The sequence below is a fragment of the Thermomonas flagellata genome, assembly GCF_022419185.1.
In the GTDB taxonomy this organism is placed as follows: domain Bacteria; phylum Pseudomonadota; class Gammaproteobacteria; order Xanthomonadales; family Xanthomonadaceae; genus Thermomonas; species Thermomonas flagellata.
In genome coordinates, this window is sequence record NZ_JAJOZK010000002.1 from 276923 (window position 1) to 292883 (window position 15961).

Genomic DNA, 15961 nt, shown 5'->3' on the forward strand with positions numbered 1-15961 from the left:
CGCGCCTCGCGGCCGCGGCGCAGCAGCGCGAGCACGGCCGCCAGCGCCGGTTTGATCAGCGCCGCCTCGATCGCCATCGCGCCCTCCGCGCCGCCAGCCGGCGCGGCGGCTGGCGCAGGCGCTGCGACCGGCGCGGCGCCTACTGGGTCTTGACCGCGATCGCCGGCAGCCCGCCGTCGGCGAGCTTGGCCTTGGCCTCGGCCAGTTCGGCGGCGCTGCCGTACGGCCCCAGGCGCACGCGGTAGACGGTCTTGCCGCCGATCTGCGCGGATTCCACCCGGGCGTTCAGGCCGAGCAGGGCGATCTTGGCCTTGATCGCCTCGGCATCGCCGGAGGCGCCGTAGGCGCCGGCCTGCAGCAGGTAGCGGGCCGGCGCGGGTGCGCTGGCCGCCGGGGTGGGGGTGCTGGCGGGCGCGGACGCCGGTGCCGGCGCGGCGGTCGTGGCGGTGCCCGCTGCCGGGCTGGCGGCCGCGTCCTCCAGCGGGGCCGGCAGCGCGGCCTGGCCGGCGGCCTGGGCCGCGGCGGCGGCCTCGCGCGCGGCGCGCGCCTGCGCGGCGGCCTCGGCCTTGGCGCTGGCGGCCAGCTCGGCATCGCTCATCGCCACTTCCTGCCCCGGCAGCAGGGTGTAGAAGTCGAACTGCGGCGCCTTGGGCTTCTCCGGCGCGGCTGCCGGGGCGACGTCGGGGGCGATCGCCTCGCCCTCCGCGCTCGGCGCGGCCGGGCGCGCGTCCGGGTTCGGGGTCGGGGTCGGGCGGAAGAAGCCGTCGCCGCCGCCGGACTTCAGCCAGCGCGGCACCAGCAGCACCGCCAGCAGGGCGATCAGCACGCCCAGCAGCAGCCAGGCCCAGCCGGGCAGGCCGCCGCTGCCGTGCCGGCGCGCCTGCGATTTGCCGCGCCGCGCCGCCATCACATGCGCTCCGGGGCGGACACGCCCAGCAGGTCGAGGCCATTGGCCAGCACCTGGCGGGTGGCCAGCGCCAGCGCCAGACGCGCGTCGCGCAGGTCGGCGTCGTCCACCAGCACCGGGCTTTGGTGGTACCAGCCGTGGAAGGCCTGCGCCAGCTCGCGCAGGTACTGCGCCACCAGGTGCGGCTCGAGCGTCGCGCCGGCCGCCTCCACCACCTCGGGGAAGCGCGACAGCGCGCGCAGCAGCTCCAGCGCGGGGGTGTCGTCCAGGCGGGCGAGCGCGGCCTGCCCGCGCGCGGGATCGTGCGCCAGCCCCTTCTCCTCGGCCTGGCGCAGCAGGCTGCAGATGCGCGCATGCGCGTACTGCACGTAGTAGACCGGGTTGTCGTTGCTCTGCGCGCGCGCCAGGTCGATGTCGAACACCAGCTGCGAATCCGGCTTGCGCGCGACCAGGAACCAGCGGGTGGCATCGCGCCCCACTTCGTCGATCAGGTCACGCAGGGTCAGGTAGCTGCCTGCGCGCTTGGAGAGCTTCACCTCCTCGCCGCCGCGCATCACCGTGACCATCTGGTGCAGCACGTAGTCCGGGTAGCCCGGCGGGATGCCGCAGTCCAGCGCCTGCAGCCCGGCGCGCACGCGCGCCAGCGAGCCGTGGTGGTCGGCGCCGAGCTCGGTGACCGCGCGCACGTAGCCGCGCTGCCACTTGGACAGGTGGTAGGCCACGTCCGGCACGAAGTAGGTGTAGCTGCCGTCGGACTTGCGCATGACGCGGTCCTTGTCGTCGCCGAAGTCGGTGGTGCGCAACCACAGTGCGCCGCCCTCCTCGTAGGTGTGGCCGTTGGCGACCAGGCGCCGCACGGTCTCCTCCACCTTGCCGTCGGCGTACAGCGAGGACTCCAGGAAATACACGTCGAACGCGACCCCGAACGCGGCCAGATCCGCGTTCTGCTCGCGCCGCAGCCAGGCCACCGCGAACCGGCGGATGGCGTCGAGGTCGTCGGCGTCCGCCTGGGCGACGACCACGTGGCCGTCCACCTCCACGCGCTCGCCGCGCAGGTAGGCGGCCGCGACCTCGGCGATGTAGTCGCCGTTGTAGGCCTCCGCCGGCCAGCCGGCGTCGCCAGGCTTCACGCCCTTGGCGCGCGCCTGCACCGAACGCGCCAGGTTCTCGATCTGCACCCCGGCGTCGTTGTAGTAGAACTCGCGCCGGACGTCCCAGCCGTTGGCGGCCAGCACCCGCGCGATGCAGTCGCCGATCGCGCCGGCGCGGCCGTGGCCGACGTGCAGCGGGCCGGTCGGGTTGGCGGAGACGTATTCCACGCCCACCGTCCTGCCGCCGCCGCTCGTGTTGTGGCCGTAGCGGTCGGCCTCGGCGTGGATCTGGCGCACCTGCTGCTGCCAGGCGGCGGCGCTCAGGTGGAAGTTGATGAAGCCGGGGCCGGCGATTTCGGCGCGCGCGACCAGGTCCGAGGGCGGCAGCGCGTCCAGCAGTGCCTGCGCCAGCGCGCGCGGGTTGCTGCGCGCGGCCTTGGCCAGCAGCATGGCGACGTTGGTCGAGAAGTCGCCGTGCGCGCGCTCCTTCGGGCGTTCGACCACGTACTCCGGCGTGGGTAGGTCGGCCGGCAGGGTGCCGGCGGAACGCAGGGCGGTCAGGCCCTGGTCGATCAGGGCGCGCAGCGGGGCTTTCACGGGACGCGGACGACGGCGGTTCGACGGACGCGCATTGTACGCGAGCCGCCCGCCGCGGCCGTCACAGCAGGCCGCGCGCCGCCAGCGACACCGGCGGGCCGTCGCCGATCACCAGGTGGTCGAGCAGGCGGATGTCCACCAGCGCCAGCGCCTGCGCCAGGCGCCGGGTGAGCGCGTGGTCGGCGGCGCTCGGCTCCGGGTTCCCGCTCGGGTGGTTGTGGCCGGCGATCACCGCCGCCGCGCCGTGCGCCAGCGCGCGCTGCACGACCACCCGCGGGTGCACCTCGGCGCCGTCGAGGCCGCCGTGGAACAGCTCCTCGAAGCCGAGCGCGCGGTGGCGGGTGTCGAGGTAGAGCAGGGCGAACACCTCGCGCTCGCGCGCGCGCAGGCGCTGCGCGAAGTAGCGCCCGGCCGCGGCCGGATCCGCCAGCAGTTCGCCGCGCGCCAAGCCGGCGGCGAGGTGGCGCTGGCCGAGCTCGAGCGCCGCCGCCAGTGCGCAGGCGCGCGCCGGCCCCAGCCCCGGCAGTGACGTCAGGGCCCGCGGCGGGCGGTCCAGCAGCCCGCGCAGCCCGCCCTGCGCCGCCAGCAGCGTGCGCGCGCAGGCCACCGCGTCGCGCCCGCCGCTGCCGGAGCCGAGCAGCACGGCCAGCAGCTCGGCGTCCGAGAGCGCGCCGGCGCCGCGCGCGAGCAGCTTCTCGCGCGGGCGTTCCTCGCAGGGCCAGGTGCGGATCGACATGCCGCCAGCATCGCCCCGCGCGCGCATCGGCAGGATCGGAAGCGGCGGGCGCATCGGGTAAGCTGCGGCCCGAGCCGTCAGTCAGGGAACCCCGATGTCCGCCGCCGCGTCCGGCCCCTTGCGCGATCGCCGCGTGCTGCTGTGCGTGTGCGGCGGGATCGCCGCCTACCGCAGCGCCGAGCTGGTGCGCCGGCTGCGCGAGGCCGGCGCCGAGGTGCAGGTGGCGATGACCGAGAACGCGCAGCGCTTCGTCGCGGCGCAGACCTTCCAGGCGCTCTCGCACCGGCCGGTGCGCACCACGCTGTGGGACGCCGCCGCGGAGGCCGCGATGGGCCATCTGGAGCTGGCGCGCTGGGCGCAGCAGCTCGTGGTCGCCCCGGCCACTGCGAACACGCTGGCGAGGCTGGCGCACGGGCTGGCCGACGATCTGGTCAGCACCCTGTGCCTGGCCAGCGAGGCGCCGCTGCTGCTGGCGCCGGCGATGAACCACCGGATGTGGCGGCACCCGGCCACCCAGGCCAACGTGGCCACCCTGCAGGCGCGCGGCGCGCGCCTGGTCGGCCCGGACGACGGCCCGCTGGCCGAGGGCGAATCCGGCCCCGGACGGATGGCCGCGCCGGAGGCGATCGTGGCCGCGCTGGCGCAGGTGGCGGCATGAGCGGCCTGCTCGCCGGGCGGCGGGTGCTGGTCAGCGCCGGCCCCACCTACGAGGACATCGACCCGGTGCGCTTCCTCGGCAACCGCAGCAGCGGCAAGATGGGGTTTGCGATCGCCGCCGCCGCGCAGGCCGCCGGCGCCCAGGTGCAGCTGGTGGCCGGCCCGGTGCAGCTGCCCACCCCGCCCGGGGTGGCGCGCACCGACGTGCGCAGCGCCGCGCAGATGCACGCCGCGGTGCTGCAGGCGCTGCCCTGCGACGTCTATGTCGGGGCCGCCGCGGTGGCCGACTTCACCCCGCGCACGGTCGCGCGCGAGAAGCTCAAGAAGGCGCCCGGCCAGGACGGGCTGGTGCTGGAGCTGGTGCGCACCGCCGACATCCTGGCCGCGGTCGCCGCGCACCCGCAGCGGCCGCGGCTGGTGGTCGGCTTCGCCGCCGAGACCCACGACGTGGCCGCCTACGCGCGCGCCAAGCTGGAGCGCAAGGGCGTGGATCTGGTGTGCGCGAACCGGGTCGGCCCCGGCGCGCAGGGCTTCGAGAGCGACGACAACGCGCTGCTGGTGCTCGACCGCGCCGGCACGGCGCAGGCGCTCGGGCCGGCGCCGAAGGCGGTGCTGGCCGCGCAGCTGGTGCGGCTGTTCGCGGAGCGGCTGGCATGAGCCCGCACCAGTTGCAGGTCAAGCTGCTCGATCCGCGCTTCGGCGCGGAATGGGATCTGCCGGCCTATGCCACCGCGCACAGCGCCGGCCTCGACCTGCGCGCCGCGCTGGAGGCGCCGCTGCGGCTCGCGCCCGGGGATGCCGCGCTGGTCCCCAGCGGGCTGGCCATCCACATCGCCGATCCCGGGCTGTGCGCGGTGATCCTGCCGCGCTCCGGGCTCGGGCACAAACACGGGATCGTGCTCGGCAACGGCACCGGCCTGATCGACGCCGACTACCAGGGCCCGCTGCTGATCAGCGTCTGGAACCGCGGGCGGATGCCGTACACCGTGATGCCGGGCGACCGCATCGCGCAGCTGGTGCTGCTGCCGGTCGTGCGCGCGATGCTGCAGGTGGTGGATACTTTCGACGCAACGGCGCGCGGCGCCGGGGGCTTCGGCCATACCGGGCTGCGCTGAAGGGGAGCGCATGGACGAGCAAGACAAGCGCGGGCTTCCGATCCGGCTCGGCCGCGAGCAGTCGCTGCGCGCGCTGCCGTGGCTGGCGCTGCTGCTGCTGGGGCTGGGGCTGTGGATGGCGGTCAGCGGCGGCCTGCGCTGGTGGGACCAGGCGCGGGTGGACACCCTCACCCTGGCGCGCGACGAGGCCGCCTCCGGCGTCCAGCGCGCGCTGGCGGCCGACACCGGCAAGCTGCAGGCGCTGCTGGCCAGCCCGGCGGTGCGCGCCGCGCTGCAGGCCGGGGATCCGGCCGCGGCCGCGCAGGCGCTCCGCCAGGGCTGGCCGGAGGCGCGCCAGGCGGAGGTCTGGCCGCAGGACCTGGATGCGCAGTACGCCGGCCTGCCGCGCACCGGCTACGGCCGGCTGGCGGTGGCGGAGGCGGCGCTGGCGGCCGGCAAGCCGGTGGCGCGCGCGGTGCGCCACGATGGCCGCGACTGGCTGGCACTGGCCGCGCCGGTCGCGGATGCCGATCCTCCCGTGCTGGCCTACGTCGAGCTGCCGCTGGGGCGGATCGCCGATGCGGTGACCGCGGTGGCGCTGCCGGAGCACACCTATCTGGCCCTGCGCCAGGGCGGGCGCAGCGTGGTCGCGCGCGGCGAGGACGCGCGCGCGGATGCCGCCGAGGCGCTCGGCACCCCGGTGCCGGGGACCGATCTGCGCATTGCCGCGGCCGCGCCGGACGTGGCGCACACCCCGTTCGACCTGCCGGGCGGGGCGGCGCTGGTCGCCGGCGGAGTGCTGGTCGGGCTGGCGCTGATGCTGTGGCTGGTGGTGCGTCCGCGCCTGCTGCAGGCCGGCGGCGAGGCCGGCCCGCCCGCGCCGACCCTGGCCGAACTGCAGGCCCAGCAGCCGGCCCCGGCGCCGGCGGCCGCGCCCAAGCCCGCGCCGGTGGCGGCGCCCGCCGCGGCCGCGCCGACCGCCGCGGTGGCGATCGACCGCGGCATCTTCCGCGCCTACGACATCCGCGGGGTGGTCGGGCAGACCCTGGACGCCGGGGTGGCCGAACTGATCGGGCAGGCGATCGGCAGCCTGATGCACGAACAGGGCCTGGACGAGATCGTGGTCGGCCGCGACGGCCGCCACTCCGGGCCGATGCTGGCCGAGGCGCTGATCGCCGGCCTGCGCAAGGCCGGGCGCAACGTGGTCGACATCGGCCTGGTGCCGACCCCGGTGGTCTACTTCGGCACCTACCACCTGCGCACCGGCTGCGGGGTGGCGGTCACCGGCAGCCACAATCCGCCGGACTACAATGGCTTCAAGATCGTGGTCGGTGCCGAGACCCTGTCCGGCGACGCGATCGCCGACCTGCACGCGCGCATCGCCGAGGACCGCCTGTACACCGCGTCGCACCCGGGCGGGCTGGAGCAGCGCGACATCGGCGAGGACTACGTGGCGCGGATCGCCGGCGACATCCAGCTCGGGCGCCGCCTGAAGGTGGTGGTGGACGCGGGCAACGGCGCCGCCGGCGAACTCGGCCCGCGCGTGCTGGAGGCGATCGGCGCCGAGGTCGAGCGGCTGTACTGCGACATCGACGGCGACTTCCCCAACCACCATCCCGACCCCGGCGACCCGCGCAACCTGGAGGCGCTGGTGCAGATCGTGCAGCGCCTGCAGGCCGACCTCGGGATCGCGTTCGACGGCGACGGCGACCGCCTCGGCGTGGTCACCGCGAGCGGCAAGGTGATCTACCCCGACCGCCTGCTGATGCTGTTCGCGGCCGACGTGCTGCAGCGCAACCCGGGGGCGACCGTGATCTACGACGTCAAGTGCAGCGGCCAGCTGGCCGGGCACATCCTGCGCCACGGCGGCAGCCCGCTGATGTGGAAGACCGGGCACTCGCTGATCAAGGCCAAGATGCGCGAGACCGAGGCGGCCCTCGCCGGCGAGATGAGCGGCCATTTCTTCTTCGGCGAACGCTGGTACGGCTTCGACGACGGGCTCTATGCCGCCGCGCGCCTGCTGGAGATCGTGGACGCCGCGGACCAGCCGGCGACCGCGCTGCTGGAGTCGGTGCTGTCGGGGGTGTCCACCCCGGAGCTGAAGCTGCCGGCGCCGGATGCCGACCCGCATGCGTTCGTGGAGCGCTTCCGCGCGCAGGCGCGCTTCGAGGGCGCGCGCATCACCACCATCGACGGCGTGCGCGTGGACTGGCCGGACGGCTGGGGCCTGGTGCGCGCCTCCAATACCACCCCGGTGGTGGTGATGCGCTTCGACGCCGACAGCCCGGCGGCGATGGCGCGCATCCAGGAGGCCTTCCGCGCCCAGTTGCTGGCGCTGGATCCGGGGCTGGCGCTGCCGTTCTGAACCCGGCGCGGTCGCGCGCGCGGACCGGGCGCTGGCGCAGGCTCAGGGGGTGACGTTGGCGGTGGCCGCCGGCGCGACCGGCTGGCCGGCCTTCATCGCGCGGTAGCGGGCGAGCGCGTCGTTCAGCTCGGCGTCCAGGCTCGCGCGCTCGCGTTCCTGGTCGGCGAGGATGCGCTGCTGCAGCAGCAGTTCGCCGTGGCGCGACTGGATCGCGTCGGCCAGCCCCTTGGGCACCGGCTCGCTGCCCAGCTCGCGGTCGCCGGCCTGGCGCAGCAGGCTGCTCAGGCTGTTGCGCAGGTTGGCCACGCCCAGCCGGCTGGTCTTGATCGCCTCGTCCACCAGCGCGATGCGCTCGCCGAAGGCGCGCCGCAGGTCGGCCTCGGTCTGGTACGACTCCACCATCGCCAGGTCGCGGCGCTTGGCCTGCGCCAGCGCCTCCTGCTGGCGGCGCGCGGCCTCCTCGGCCTGCTGCGCGGCCAGCCGCTCCTCGGGGGTCAGCGCGCGCCCGATGCGCGCGGTCGCCAGCCCGCTCTTCGGGTTGATCTCGGTGCGCGCGCGGTCGGCGGCCTCGGCCGGCAGGGCGTCGCCGCACACCCGGCGCCCGCCCTCGTCCCAGCAGTAGATCTTCTTCTGTGCGGGCGAGGACTGCGGGGTGGCGCCGGCCATGCCGGCGGCCAGCAGGCCGGCGGCGACCAGCAGGGACGGCGGCAGGAGGCGAGGGGCGGCACGCATGCGGGCTCTCCGGCGGGATCAGGCGCTGCCGTGGCGCGCGCGGTAGGCGCGCAGGGCGTCGCGGTGCGCCACAAGTTCCGCGCTTTGCCCGGCGAACGCAAGCAGGTCGTCGAGCCCGGCCACCGCCAGCACCGGCAGGCCGTACTCGCGGCGCAGCGCGGCCGCCGCGGATTCGCCGTCCGCCTCGTGCAGGCGCTCCTGGCGGTCGAGCGCGACCACGATCCCGGCCGCGGTGGCGCCGGCCTCGCGCAGCAGCGCCAGCGCCTCGCGCACCGCGGTGCCGGCGGTGATCACGTCGTCCACCAGCAGCACCCGGCGCCCGCCCAGCGGGGCGCCGATCAGGTGCCCGCCCTCGCCGTGGTCCTTGGCCTCCTTGCGGTTGAACGCCAGCGGCAGGTCGCGCCCGCGGCGGGCGTATTCGCAGGCCAGCGCGGTGGCCAGCGGGATGCCCTTGTAGGCCGGGCCGAACAGCAGGTCGAACTCGAGCCCGGCGGCGTCCACCGCGTCGGCGTAGCAGGCCGCCAGCGCCGCCAGCGCGGCGCCGGAGTCGAACCGCCCGGCGTTGAAGAAGTACGGGCTGCGCCGCCCGGACTTCAGGGTGAACTCGCCGAAGCGCAGGGCCCCGGCGGCGAGCGCCAGGCGCAGGAAGCGGGTGCGGTGGTCCTCGGTCATGCCGGGATTGTCCCATGCCGCAGGTGATCCGCTGCGGCGGGAGCAGCGATGGCGGGAGCAGCGATGGCGGGAGCAGCGATGGCGGGAGCAGCGATGGCGGGAGCAGCGATGGCGGGAGCAGCGATGGCGGGAGCAGCGATGGCGGGAGCAGCGATGGCGGGTGCGGCGATGGCGGGTGCGGCGATGGCGGGTGCGGCGATGGCGGGTGCGGCGATGGCGGGTGCGGCGATGGCGGGTGCGGCGATGGCGGGTGCGGCGATGGCGGGTGCGGCGATGGCGGGTGCGGCGGCGGCGGGGTTCGGCTACCCTCGCCGCTTTGCGGCCGGCGGACGCGCATGCGCATCCTCACCTTCAACGCCAATGGCCTGCGCTCGGCGGCGAGCAAGGGCTTCTTCGACTGGTTCGCCGCGCAGGACGTGGACGTGCTGTGCGTGCAGGAGACCAAGGCCCAGGAACACCAGCTGGACGTGCCGGCGCTGCGCCCGGCCGGCTACCGCGCCTGGTTCAAGGACGCGACCACGCGCAAGGGCTACAGCGGGGTGGCGATCTACAGCCGGCACGCGCCCGACGCGGTCCGCGACCGCCTCGGCTGGGACGCGTTCGACGACGAGGGCCGCTACCTCGAGCTGCGCTTCGGTGCGCTCAGCGTGGTCAGCCTGTACCTGCCCTCGGGCAGCTCGGGGCCGGAGCGGCAGGCGTTCAAGGAACGGGTGATGGCTTGGCTGCGGCCGATCCTCGACGGCTGGCTGGCCAGCGGCCGCCAGTACGTGCTGTGCGGCGACTGGAACATCGTGCGCTCGCGCCGCGACATCAAGAACTGGAGCGGCAACCAGAAGAACTCCGGCTGCCTGCCGCACGAGCGCGCCTGGCTCAATGCGCTGATCGCCGATCCCTACGGCGACGGCCTCACCCCGCCGCCGGCGTACGGCTGGAAGGACGCGTTCCGGGTCGCGCGCGGCGAGGCGGTGGAGTATTCGTGGTGGTCGCAGCGCGGCGCCGCGCGCGCCAACAACGTGGGCTGGCGGATCGACTACCAGCTGTGCACGCCGGGGATCGCCGCCGGCATCCGCGCCGCGGCGATCTTCCCGGAGCCGAAGTTCTCCGACCATGCGCCGGTGCTGGTCGACTACGGCGCCCCGGGGCACGCGCGATGAGCCGCGCGGCGCGCCCGCGGGTGTGGCAGGCGTTCGCACAGCCGGCGGCGTGGACGATGTTCTTCTTCGGCTTCGCCTCCGGGCTGCCGTTCCTGCTGGTCGCCGGCACCCTGGCCTACTGGCTCAAGGAGCGCGGGATCGAGCTGAAGGAGATCACCCTGATCGCCAGCGCCGGCCTCGCCTACACCCTGAAGTTCCTGTGGGCGCCGCTGGTCGACCGCTGGCGGCTGCCGCTGCTGGGGCGGTTCGGGCAGCGCCGCGGCTGGCTGCTGCTGGCGATGGCGGCGGTGATCGCCGGGCTGCTGGTGATGGCGCAGCTGACTCCGCTGCGGCTGGCCGGCTTCGTGTGGGTGACGGTGGCGGTCGCGTTCGCGGGCGCGACCCTGGACATCGCGGTGGACGCCTACCGGGTGGAGATCGCCCCGGCCGAGGCGCAGGGCGCGCTGGTCGCCACCTACTCGCTGGGCTACCGGATCGCGCTGATCATGACCGGCGCGCTGGCGCTGGTGCTGGCCGACCACATCGACTGGAGCAGCGTGTACCGGCTGATGGCGGCGCTGATGCTGGTGCCGGTCGCGGCGGTGCTGCTGGCGCGCGAACCGGCGGTGGCGCGGGTGCGCGCGGCCGGCTGGCGCGCCGGCCTGCGCGAGGGCGTGGTGGAGCCGTTCGCGGACTTCTTCCGGCGCTTCGGCGGCGCGCTGGCGCTGGCGGTGCTGGCCTTCATCCTGCTGGCCAAGGTCTCCGACCAGTCGCTCGGCGGTGGCATCCTCGCCCCGTTCTACCTCGACCAGGGCTACAGCAAGACCCAGATCGCGGCGATCAGCAAGGTCTACGGCATCTGGGTCGGGATCGGCGGGGTGTTCCTCGGCGGCGTCGCGGTGGCGCGCTGGGGCATCCGCGGGCCGCTGTTGGCCGGGTTGGTGCTGGGCGCGGCCAGCAACCTGCTGTACGTCTGGCTGGTCGGCGCGCACGGCGACCTGCTGCGGTTGACCGTGGTGATCTCCGGCGAGAACCTCGCCCAGGGCTTCCAGGGCACCACCCTGGTCGCGTTCCTGTCGGCATTGGTCAACCAGCGCTTCACCGCCACCCAGTACGCGCTGTTCTCCTCGCTGGTGATGCTGCCGGGCAAGCTCTTGGGCGCGGTGTCCGGCGCGATCGTGACCGTCACCGGCTACGGCACCTACTTCTGGATCACCGCGCTGGCCGGGGTGCCGGCGATGCTGCTGTTCTTCCGGGTGCTGCCGCGGCTGGACCTCGGCGGCGACGGCCGCGCCGCGCACGCCGATGGATGACCTTGCCGGCGCCCCGGCGCGCGGGTACACAATCCCCTTGCTGCCGCGTCCCGCAGGAGGCCCGATGACCGACCTGGTGCTGCGCGATCTGTCCCCGGAGCTGGCCGGCCGCCTGCGGCGGCTGGCCGAGGCCCAGGGCATCACCACCCACGCGGTGCTGGTGGAGGTGCTGGAGCAGGGCCTGCGCGCCTGCGAGGACGCGCTGCGCCGGCGTCTGGATGCGGAGGAGGAGGATGCCCTGCGGCGCGCGATCAGCGCCCTGCAGCAGGTGCCCGACGACCCCGGCTTCGGCCTGATCGGGCGCCTGCCGGGGATCCCGCCTCAGGCCGGGTAGACCGCGCCCAGCACGCGCGGGCCGGCGGCGCCGGTCACGCTGGCGAGGTTGCCGGGCGCGCCGCGCAGGGTCTGCCGCGCCAGCCAGGCGAAGCCCATCGCCTCCACGTGGTCCGGGTCCAGCCCGAACGCGGCGGTGGACTGCACCGCAAGCTCCGGCAGCGCCTCCGCCAGCGCCTGCAGCAGCACCGGGTTGTGCACGCCGCCGCCGCACACCAGCAGGCGGCGGGTGTCCGGCTGCTCGCGCCGCAGCGCCTCGGCGACCGTGCGCACGGTCAGCGCGCGCAGGGTGGCCTGCACGTCCGCCGGGCGCAGGCCGGGCTGCAGGCGCGCGGCCAGCCAGCGGCGCTGGAAGTGCTCGCGGCCGCTGCTCTTGGGCGGCGGCTGGGCGAACCAGGGGTCCTCGAGCAGGCGCTCCAGCAGCGCCGGATCGACCTGCCCGGTCGCCCCCCAGGCGCCGGCCTCGTCGTAGGGGCGGCCGGTGTGCTCGTGGCACCACAGGTCCATCAGCGCGTTCGCCGGGCCGGTGTCGAAGCCGCGCACCGGGCCGTGCGCAGGCAGCAGGGTGAGGTTGGCGATGCCGCCCAGGTTGAGCACTGCGCGCGGCTCCTCGGCGGCATGCAGCAGGGCGTGGTGCAGCGCGGGCAGCAGCGGCGCACCGTGGCCGCCGGCGGCGAGGTCGCGGCGGCGGAAGTCGGCGACCGTGGTGATCCCGGTGCGTTCCACGATCCGCCCGGCATCGCCGATCTGCAGGGTGAACGGATGCGCGGCGTACGGGCGGTGGCGCACGGTCTGGCCGTGCGAGCCGATCGCGCGGATCGCCGCCGGCGGCAGCCCGGCCTGCGCCAGCACCGCCAGCGCGGCGGCGGCGAACGCCTCGCCGACCTGCGCGTCGAGTTCGCCCAGCTCGTCCAGCGAATCCAGCGCGCCGCCCTGGCCCAGCCAGACCAGGCGCGCGCGCACCGCCGGATCCCAGGGCCGGGTGTGGGCCGCGACCAGCCGCGCCTGCAGGCGGCCGTCGGCGCCGTCGTCGAACTCCACCACCGCCGCGTCGATGCCGTCCGCGCTGGTGCCGGACATCAGGCCGAGGTACAGCTCGCCCGGCATCGGGATGGCCTGTGGCGGGGCGGATCAGCCGCGGCGGCCGTGGCGGCCGGCGGGCGTGGTGTCGGCGACCCGGGTGTCGTCGAGCTGGAACACCACGTCCTCGACCTCGCGGATCTTCTCCAGCGCGCGCCGGGTCTCCTGCTTGAAGGCGACCAGCGCCGGCCCGGACAGCGGCGCCGGCGGTGGCAGGGTCATCTTCAGCGGATTGACGTGCACGCCGTTGAGGCGGAATTCGTAGTGCAAGTGCGGCCCGGTGGCGAGCCCGGTGCTGCCGACGTAGCCGATCACCGTGCCCTGCGCCACGTGCTGGCCGACCCGCAGCTTGGCGAAGCGTGACATGTGCCCGTACAGGGTGGTGCGCCCGCCGCCGTGGTCGAGGATCACGGTGTTGCCGTAGCCGCCCTTGCGCCCGACGAACGCCACCCGCGCGTCGCCCGCGGCCATGATCGGGGTGCCGGTGCCGGCCGCATAGTCGATGCCCATGTGCCCGCGCATCAGCCCGAGCACCGGGTGCCGGCGCATGCCGAAGCCGGAGGTCACGCGGGCGTACGGGATCGGCATGCGAATGAACGGGCGCCGCAGCGAGCGTCCGTCGGCGGTGAAGTACTCCGGCTTGCCGTCGCGCTCGAAGCGGAACGCGCTCTTGAGCTGGCCGTCCACGGTGAAGGTCGCCGCCAGCACCGGCCCGGTGTGCACCAGCTGGCCGTTCTTCCAGGTCTGGTCGACCACCACGCTGAAGCGGTCGTTGGCGTCCAGGTCCGAATCGAAGTCGATGTCGTACTTGAACATCTCGTCGGTCAGCTGGCGCAGCTGCTCGCGCCCGAGCCCGAGCTTGCGCGCGGAGGCGAACAGCGAGCGCCCGACCTTGCCGGTCAGGACCACGGTGCGGGTGGTGACTTCCTGCGGCAGCGCCTGCTCGCGCACCGCGCTGCCGTCGAACTGCAGCTCGACCGGGTCGTCGCCGATCGCGGGGGCGGCCTCGATCCGCATCGCGCGCACGGTGCCGTCGGCCGGCAGGTTGAAGCTCAGCTGGGTGCCCGGGCGCAGCCGGCGCAGGGCCGGCGCGATCTTCGGATGCTGCATCACCGCCTGCAGCTGGCTGTAGGGGATGCCCAGTTCGGCGAACACCTCGCTCAGGGTCTGGCCCGGGCGCAGGGTCACCGACTGCCAGCGGTCGCCGTCGTCGGCGCCGGCCTTCAGGCGCGGCAGCGGCAGCGCCAGCACCATGCGCTGGGTGTGCGCCGGCGCGGGCGCCAGCGCGCCGGAGAAACCCGGCACGATCGCGGCGCACAGCATGCCGATGGTGGCGAACAGGCTGGCATGCGCCCAGTGGCGGCGCGTCCAGCGGCCGTTGAAGGCGCGCGCCAGCGGCGGCTGCGCGGCATCACGGGCGGCGTCGGCACGGGCGCGGGCGAGGTTGTGCTGGAGAACGGCCTCGTGCGCCGCAGCCTGCGTCGGATCCGTCATTGGGTGATGGCCTCGCGTGACGATGGCGTCAACGCGCTACCATAGGGGCCGGCCATGGGTGCGTCAACCCATTGAATCCGCAAGACTTTTTCGTCGAGCGGATTTAACGCTACCTTAACCCCTTCCAAACACTCCGGTCACGCTCCGGGCGTGCCCGCCAGCGAGATCGCCGTGTCCGACATCGCCCATGCCCTCGACCTGATCGCCCGCGGCAGCGAGGAAATCCTCAAGCCCGAGGAGCTGCAGGCGCGCCTGGCGCTCGGCCGCCCGCTGCGGGTCAAGGCCGGCTTCGATCCCACCGCGCCCGACCTGCACCTGGGCCACACGGTGCTGCTCAACAAGATGCGCCAGTTCCAGGACCTCGGGCACCAGGTGATCTTCCTGATCGGCGACTTCACCGGGATGATCGGCGACCCCACCGGCAAGAGCGCCACCCGCAAGCCGCTGACCCGCGAGGACGTCGAGGCCAACGCCCGCACCTACGCCGAGCAGGTGTTCAAGGTGCTCGACCGCGCGCGCACCGAGGTGCGCTTCAACAGCGAGTGGTTCGGGCAGATGGGCGCGGCCGACATGATCCGGCTGGCCGCGCAGCACACCGTGGCGCGCATGCTCGAGCGCGACGACTTCGCCAAGCGCTACGCGGCGCAGCAGCCGATCGCCATCCACGAGTTCCTGTATCCGCTGGTGCAGGGCTACGACTCGGTCGCGCTCAACGCCGACGTCGAGCTCGGCGGCACCGACCAGAAGTTCAACCTGCTGATGGGCCGCGGCCTGCAGGAGCACTACGGGCAGCCGCCGCAGGTGGTGCTCACCATGCCGCTGCTGGAAGGGCTCGACGGCGTGCACAAGATGAGCAAGTCGCTCGGCAACTACATCGGCATCAACGAGCCGGCGATCGACATCGTGACCAAGGCGATGAAGATCGGCGATGCGCTGATGTGGCGCTGGATCGAGCTGCTCAGCTTCGAGATCGGGATCGGCGAAGCGCGCCGGCTGCGCGCCGAGGTCGAGGCGGGCGCGCTCAACCCGCGCGACGTCAAGCTGCGGCTGGCGCGCGAGCTGGCCGCGCGCTTCCACGGCGCGGAAGCCGCCGAGCGCGCGGTCGCCGGCTGGCATGCCGCGGTGCGCGGCGAGGGCGACCTGTCCAGCCTGCCGCTGCAGGAGGTGGTGGTGCCGGCCGAGGGGCTGCGGATCGCCGCGCTGCTGGTCGCGGCCGGGCTGATGCCCAGCAACTCCGAGGCCCACCGCAAGCTCAGGGAGCGCGCGGTGCGGATCGACGGCGTGGTGTTCGAGGACGCGGCGCGGGTGTTCGCGCCCGGCTTCGAGGGCGTGCTCGCCGTCGGCAAGCGCACCTTCGCGCGCGTGCGCCTGCGCACGGCCTGAGCCTTGCGCTCGCGGCCGGCGCGGCGTCCGCCCGCTGGGCGCCATGGCGACCGTGCCGGTGGCGAACAGGGCTTGCTGCGGCGCCGCAGGGTGCGCTATTCTTTTCGACCCGGCGCCGCAGACCTGCGGCACCGGGCCGCAAAAAACCGGCATCTAGGGTGTTGACGTTCTTGCAAAGCCCTGTATGATGTGCGGCTCCCTCGGGCGGTAAGCGATCTGAGGGGATGGGAGACGGCGCTGAGGCTGGTCTTTCGGATCTTTGACAGTGTGCGCAGGTGACTTGTGCGGGCGTCTGGCAGTGGACGGTTGTCCATGGCAGACGTTCGAACAGAACCTCAATTCTTGAAGTATTCGTACGCAAGTACACGTACAGC

Annotated in this window: 13 protein-coding genes and 1 pseudogene; 7 read left to right on the plus strand and 7 right to left on the minus strand. The window is 74.5% G+C overall.

Going from position 1 to position 15961, the window contains the following annotated elements:
• Positions 1 to 139 precede the first annotated feature (139 nt).
• The 3 genes from ML340_RS03470 to radC form a co-directional block, all read right to left on the minus strand.
• Complete coding sequence (locus ML340_RS03470) at positions 140 to 907, minus strand: SPOR domain-containing protein (protein WP_240096669.1); 768 nt, start codon at positions 905 to 907, stop codon at positions 140 to 142.
• Positions 907 to 2595: an arginine--tRNA ligase gene (gene argS / locus ML340_RS03475; protein ID WP_240096671.1), complete on the minus strand. Its 1689-nt coding sequence runs from the start codon at positions 2593 to 2595 to the stop codon at positions 907 to 909. The genes ML340_RS03470 and argS overlap by 1 nt, the downstream gene beginning before the upstream one ends.
• Positions 2596 to 2656: 61 nt before the next feature.
• Positions 2657 to 3331, minus strand: coding sequence for a RadC family protein (gene radC, locus ML340_RS03480; RefSeq protein ID WP_240096673.1), 675 nt, complete (start codon positions 3329 to 3331; stop codon positions 2657 to 2659).
• A gap of 94 nt (positions 3332 to 3425) precedes the next feature.
• On the opposite strand from radC, the pseudogene coaBC reads away from it, so the two are divergent.
• From coaBC to ML340_RS03495, 3 genes and pseudogenes are all read left to right on the plus strand, one after another.
• Positions 3426 to 4645, plus strand: a pseudogene (gene coaBC / locus ML340_RS03485) (bifunctional phosphopantothenoylcysteine decarboxylase/phosphopantothenate--cysteine ligase CoaBC).
• Positions 4642 to 5103 (plus strand): dUTP diphosphatase, encoded by a 462-nt coding sequence (gene dut / locus ML340_RS03490; RefSeq protein WP_240096674.1) that lies wholly within the window; start codon positions 4642 to 4644, stop codon positions 5101 to 5103. Before coaBC ends, dut begins: the two are co-directional and overlap by 4 nt.
• A 10-nt stretch (positions 5104 to 5113) precedes the next feature.
• The gene (locus ML340_RS03495) at positions 5114 to 7447 is read left to right on the plus strand and encodes a phosphomannomutase/phosphoglucomutase (protein WP_240096676.1); all 2334 of its coding nucleotides are present in this window, start codon (positions 5114 to 5116) and stop codon (positions 7445 to 7447) included.
• Between the two features lie 42 nt (positions 7448 to 7489).
• On the opposite strand, the gene ML340_RS03500 is transcribed toward ML340_RS03495, so the two are convergent.
• The gene (locus ML340_RS03500) at positions 7490 to 8179 is read right to left on the minus strand and encodes a hypothetical protein (protein WP_240096678.1); all 690 of its coding nucleotides are present in this window, start codon (positions 8177 to 8179) and stop codon (positions 7490 to 7492) included.
• Between the two features lie 18 nt (positions 8180 to 8197).
• On the minus strand, positions 8198 to 8851 hold the full coding sequence (pyrE, locus tag ML340_RS03505; RefSeq protein WP_240096680.1) for an orotate phosphoribosyltransferase: 654 nt from the start codon (positions 8849 to 8851) through the stop codon (positions 8198 to 8200).
• 335 nt (positions 8852 to 9186) lie between these two features.
• Here pyrE and ML340_RS03510 point away from each other — a divergent pair, with 335 nt between their 5' ends.
• The 3 genes from ML340_RS03510 (at position 9187) to ML340_RS03520 (ending at position 11631) form a co-directional block, all read left to right on the plus strand.
• Positions 9187 to 10005 carry an exodeoxyribonuclease III gene (locus ML340_RS03510; protein WP_240096682.1) on the plus strand — a complete coding sequence of 273 codons (819 nt, stop codon included), beginning with the start codon at positions 9187 to 9189 and terminating at the stop codon, positions 10003 to 10005.
• Positions 10002 to 11297, plus strand: a complete 1296-nt coding sequence (locus ML340_RS03515) for an AmpG family muropeptide MFS transporter (protein WP_338064406.1) — start codon at positions 10002 to 10004, stop codon at positions 11295 to 11297. The genes ML340_RS03510 and ML340_RS03515 overlap by 4 nt, the downstream gene beginning before the upstream one ends.
• Before the next feature lie 64 nt (positions 11298 to 11361).
• Positions 11362 to 11631 (plus strand): hypothetical protein, encoded by a 270-nt coding sequence (locus ML340_RS03520; protein ID WP_240096684.1) that lies wholly within the window; start codon positions 11362 to 11364, stop codon positions 11629 to 11631.
• On the opposite strand, the gene ML340_RS03525 is transcribed toward ML340_RS03520, so the two are convergent.
• Both ML340_RS03525 and ML340_RS03530 read right to left on the minus strand, forming a co-directional pair.
• Positions 11619 to 12737, minus strand: a complete 1119-nt coding sequence (locus ML340_RS03525; protein WP_240096686.1) for an anhydro-N-acetylmuramic acid kinase — start codon at positions 12735 to 12737, stop codon at positions 11619 to 11621. The two genes, ML340_RS03520 and ML340_RS03525, sit on opposite strands and share 13 nt — an antisense overlap.
• Positions 12738 to 12761: 24 nt before the next feature.
• Positions 12762 to 14204: a M23 family metallopeptidase gene (locus ML340_RS03530; RefSeq protein ID WP_240096688.1), complete on the minus strand. Its 1443-nt coding sequence runs from the start codon at positions 14202 to 14204 to the stop codon at positions 12762 to 12764.
• Between the two features lie 171 nt (positions 14205 to 14375).
• Here ML340_RS03530 and tyrS point away from each other — a divergent pair, with 171 nt between their 5' ends.
• Complete coding sequence (gene tyrS, locus ML340_RS03535; RefSeq protein WP_240096725.1) at positions 14376 to 15587, plus strand: tyrosine--tRNA ligase; 1212 nt, start codon at positions 14376 to 14378, stop codon at positions 15585 to 15587.
• Positions 15588 to 15961: the final 374 nt, after the last annotated feature.

Excerpts from the sequence above, each read along its gene's own strand:
- ML340_RS03500 (WP_240096678.1), bottom strand. The coding sequence starts at position 8,179 with ATGCGTGCCGCCCCTCGCCTCCTGCCGCCGTCCCTGCTGGTCGCCGCC.
- ML340_RS03515 (WP_338064406.1), top strand. The coding sequence starts at position 10,002 with ATGAGCCGCGCGGCGCGCCCGCGGGTGTGGCAGGCGTTCGCACAGCCG.
- ML340_RS03530 (WP_240096688.1), bottom strand. The coding sequence starts at position 14,204 with ATGACGGATCCGACGCAGGCTGCGGCGCACGAGGCCGTTCTCCAGCAC.
- radC (WP_240096673.1), bottom strand. The coding sequence starts at position 3,331 with ATGTCGATCCGCACCTGGCCCTGCGAGGAACGCCCGCGCGAGAAGCTG.
- ML340_RS03510 (WP_240096682.1), top strand. The coding sequence starts at position 9,187 with ATGCGCATCCTCACCTTCAACGCCAATGGCCTGCGCTCGGCGGCGAGC.
- dut (WP_240096674.1), top strand. The coding sequence starts at position 4,642 with ATGAGCCCGCACCAGTTGCAGGTCAAGCTGCTCGATCCGCGCTTCGGC.
- pyrE (WP_240096680.1), bottom strand. The coding sequence starts at position 8,851 with ATGACCGAGGACCACCGCACCCGCTTCCTGCGCCTGGCGCTCGCCGCC.
- ML340_RS03470 (WP_240096669.1), bottom strand. The coding sequence starts at position 907 with ATGGCGGCGCGGCGCGGCAAATCGCAGGCGCGCCGGCACGGCAGCGGC.
- ML340_RS03495 (WP_240096676.1), top strand. The coding sequence starts at position 5,114 with ATGGACGAGCAAGACAAGCGCGGGCTTCCGATCCGGCTCGGCCGCGAG.
- ML340_RS03520 (WP_240096684.1), top strand. The coding sequence starts at position 11,362 with ATGACCGACCTGGTGCTGCGCGATCTGTCCCCGGAGCTGGCCGGCCGC.
- ML340_RS03525 (WP_240096686.1), bottom strand. The coding sequence starts at position 12,737 with ATGCCGGGCGAGCTGTACCTCGGCCTGATGTCCGGCACCAGCGCGGAC.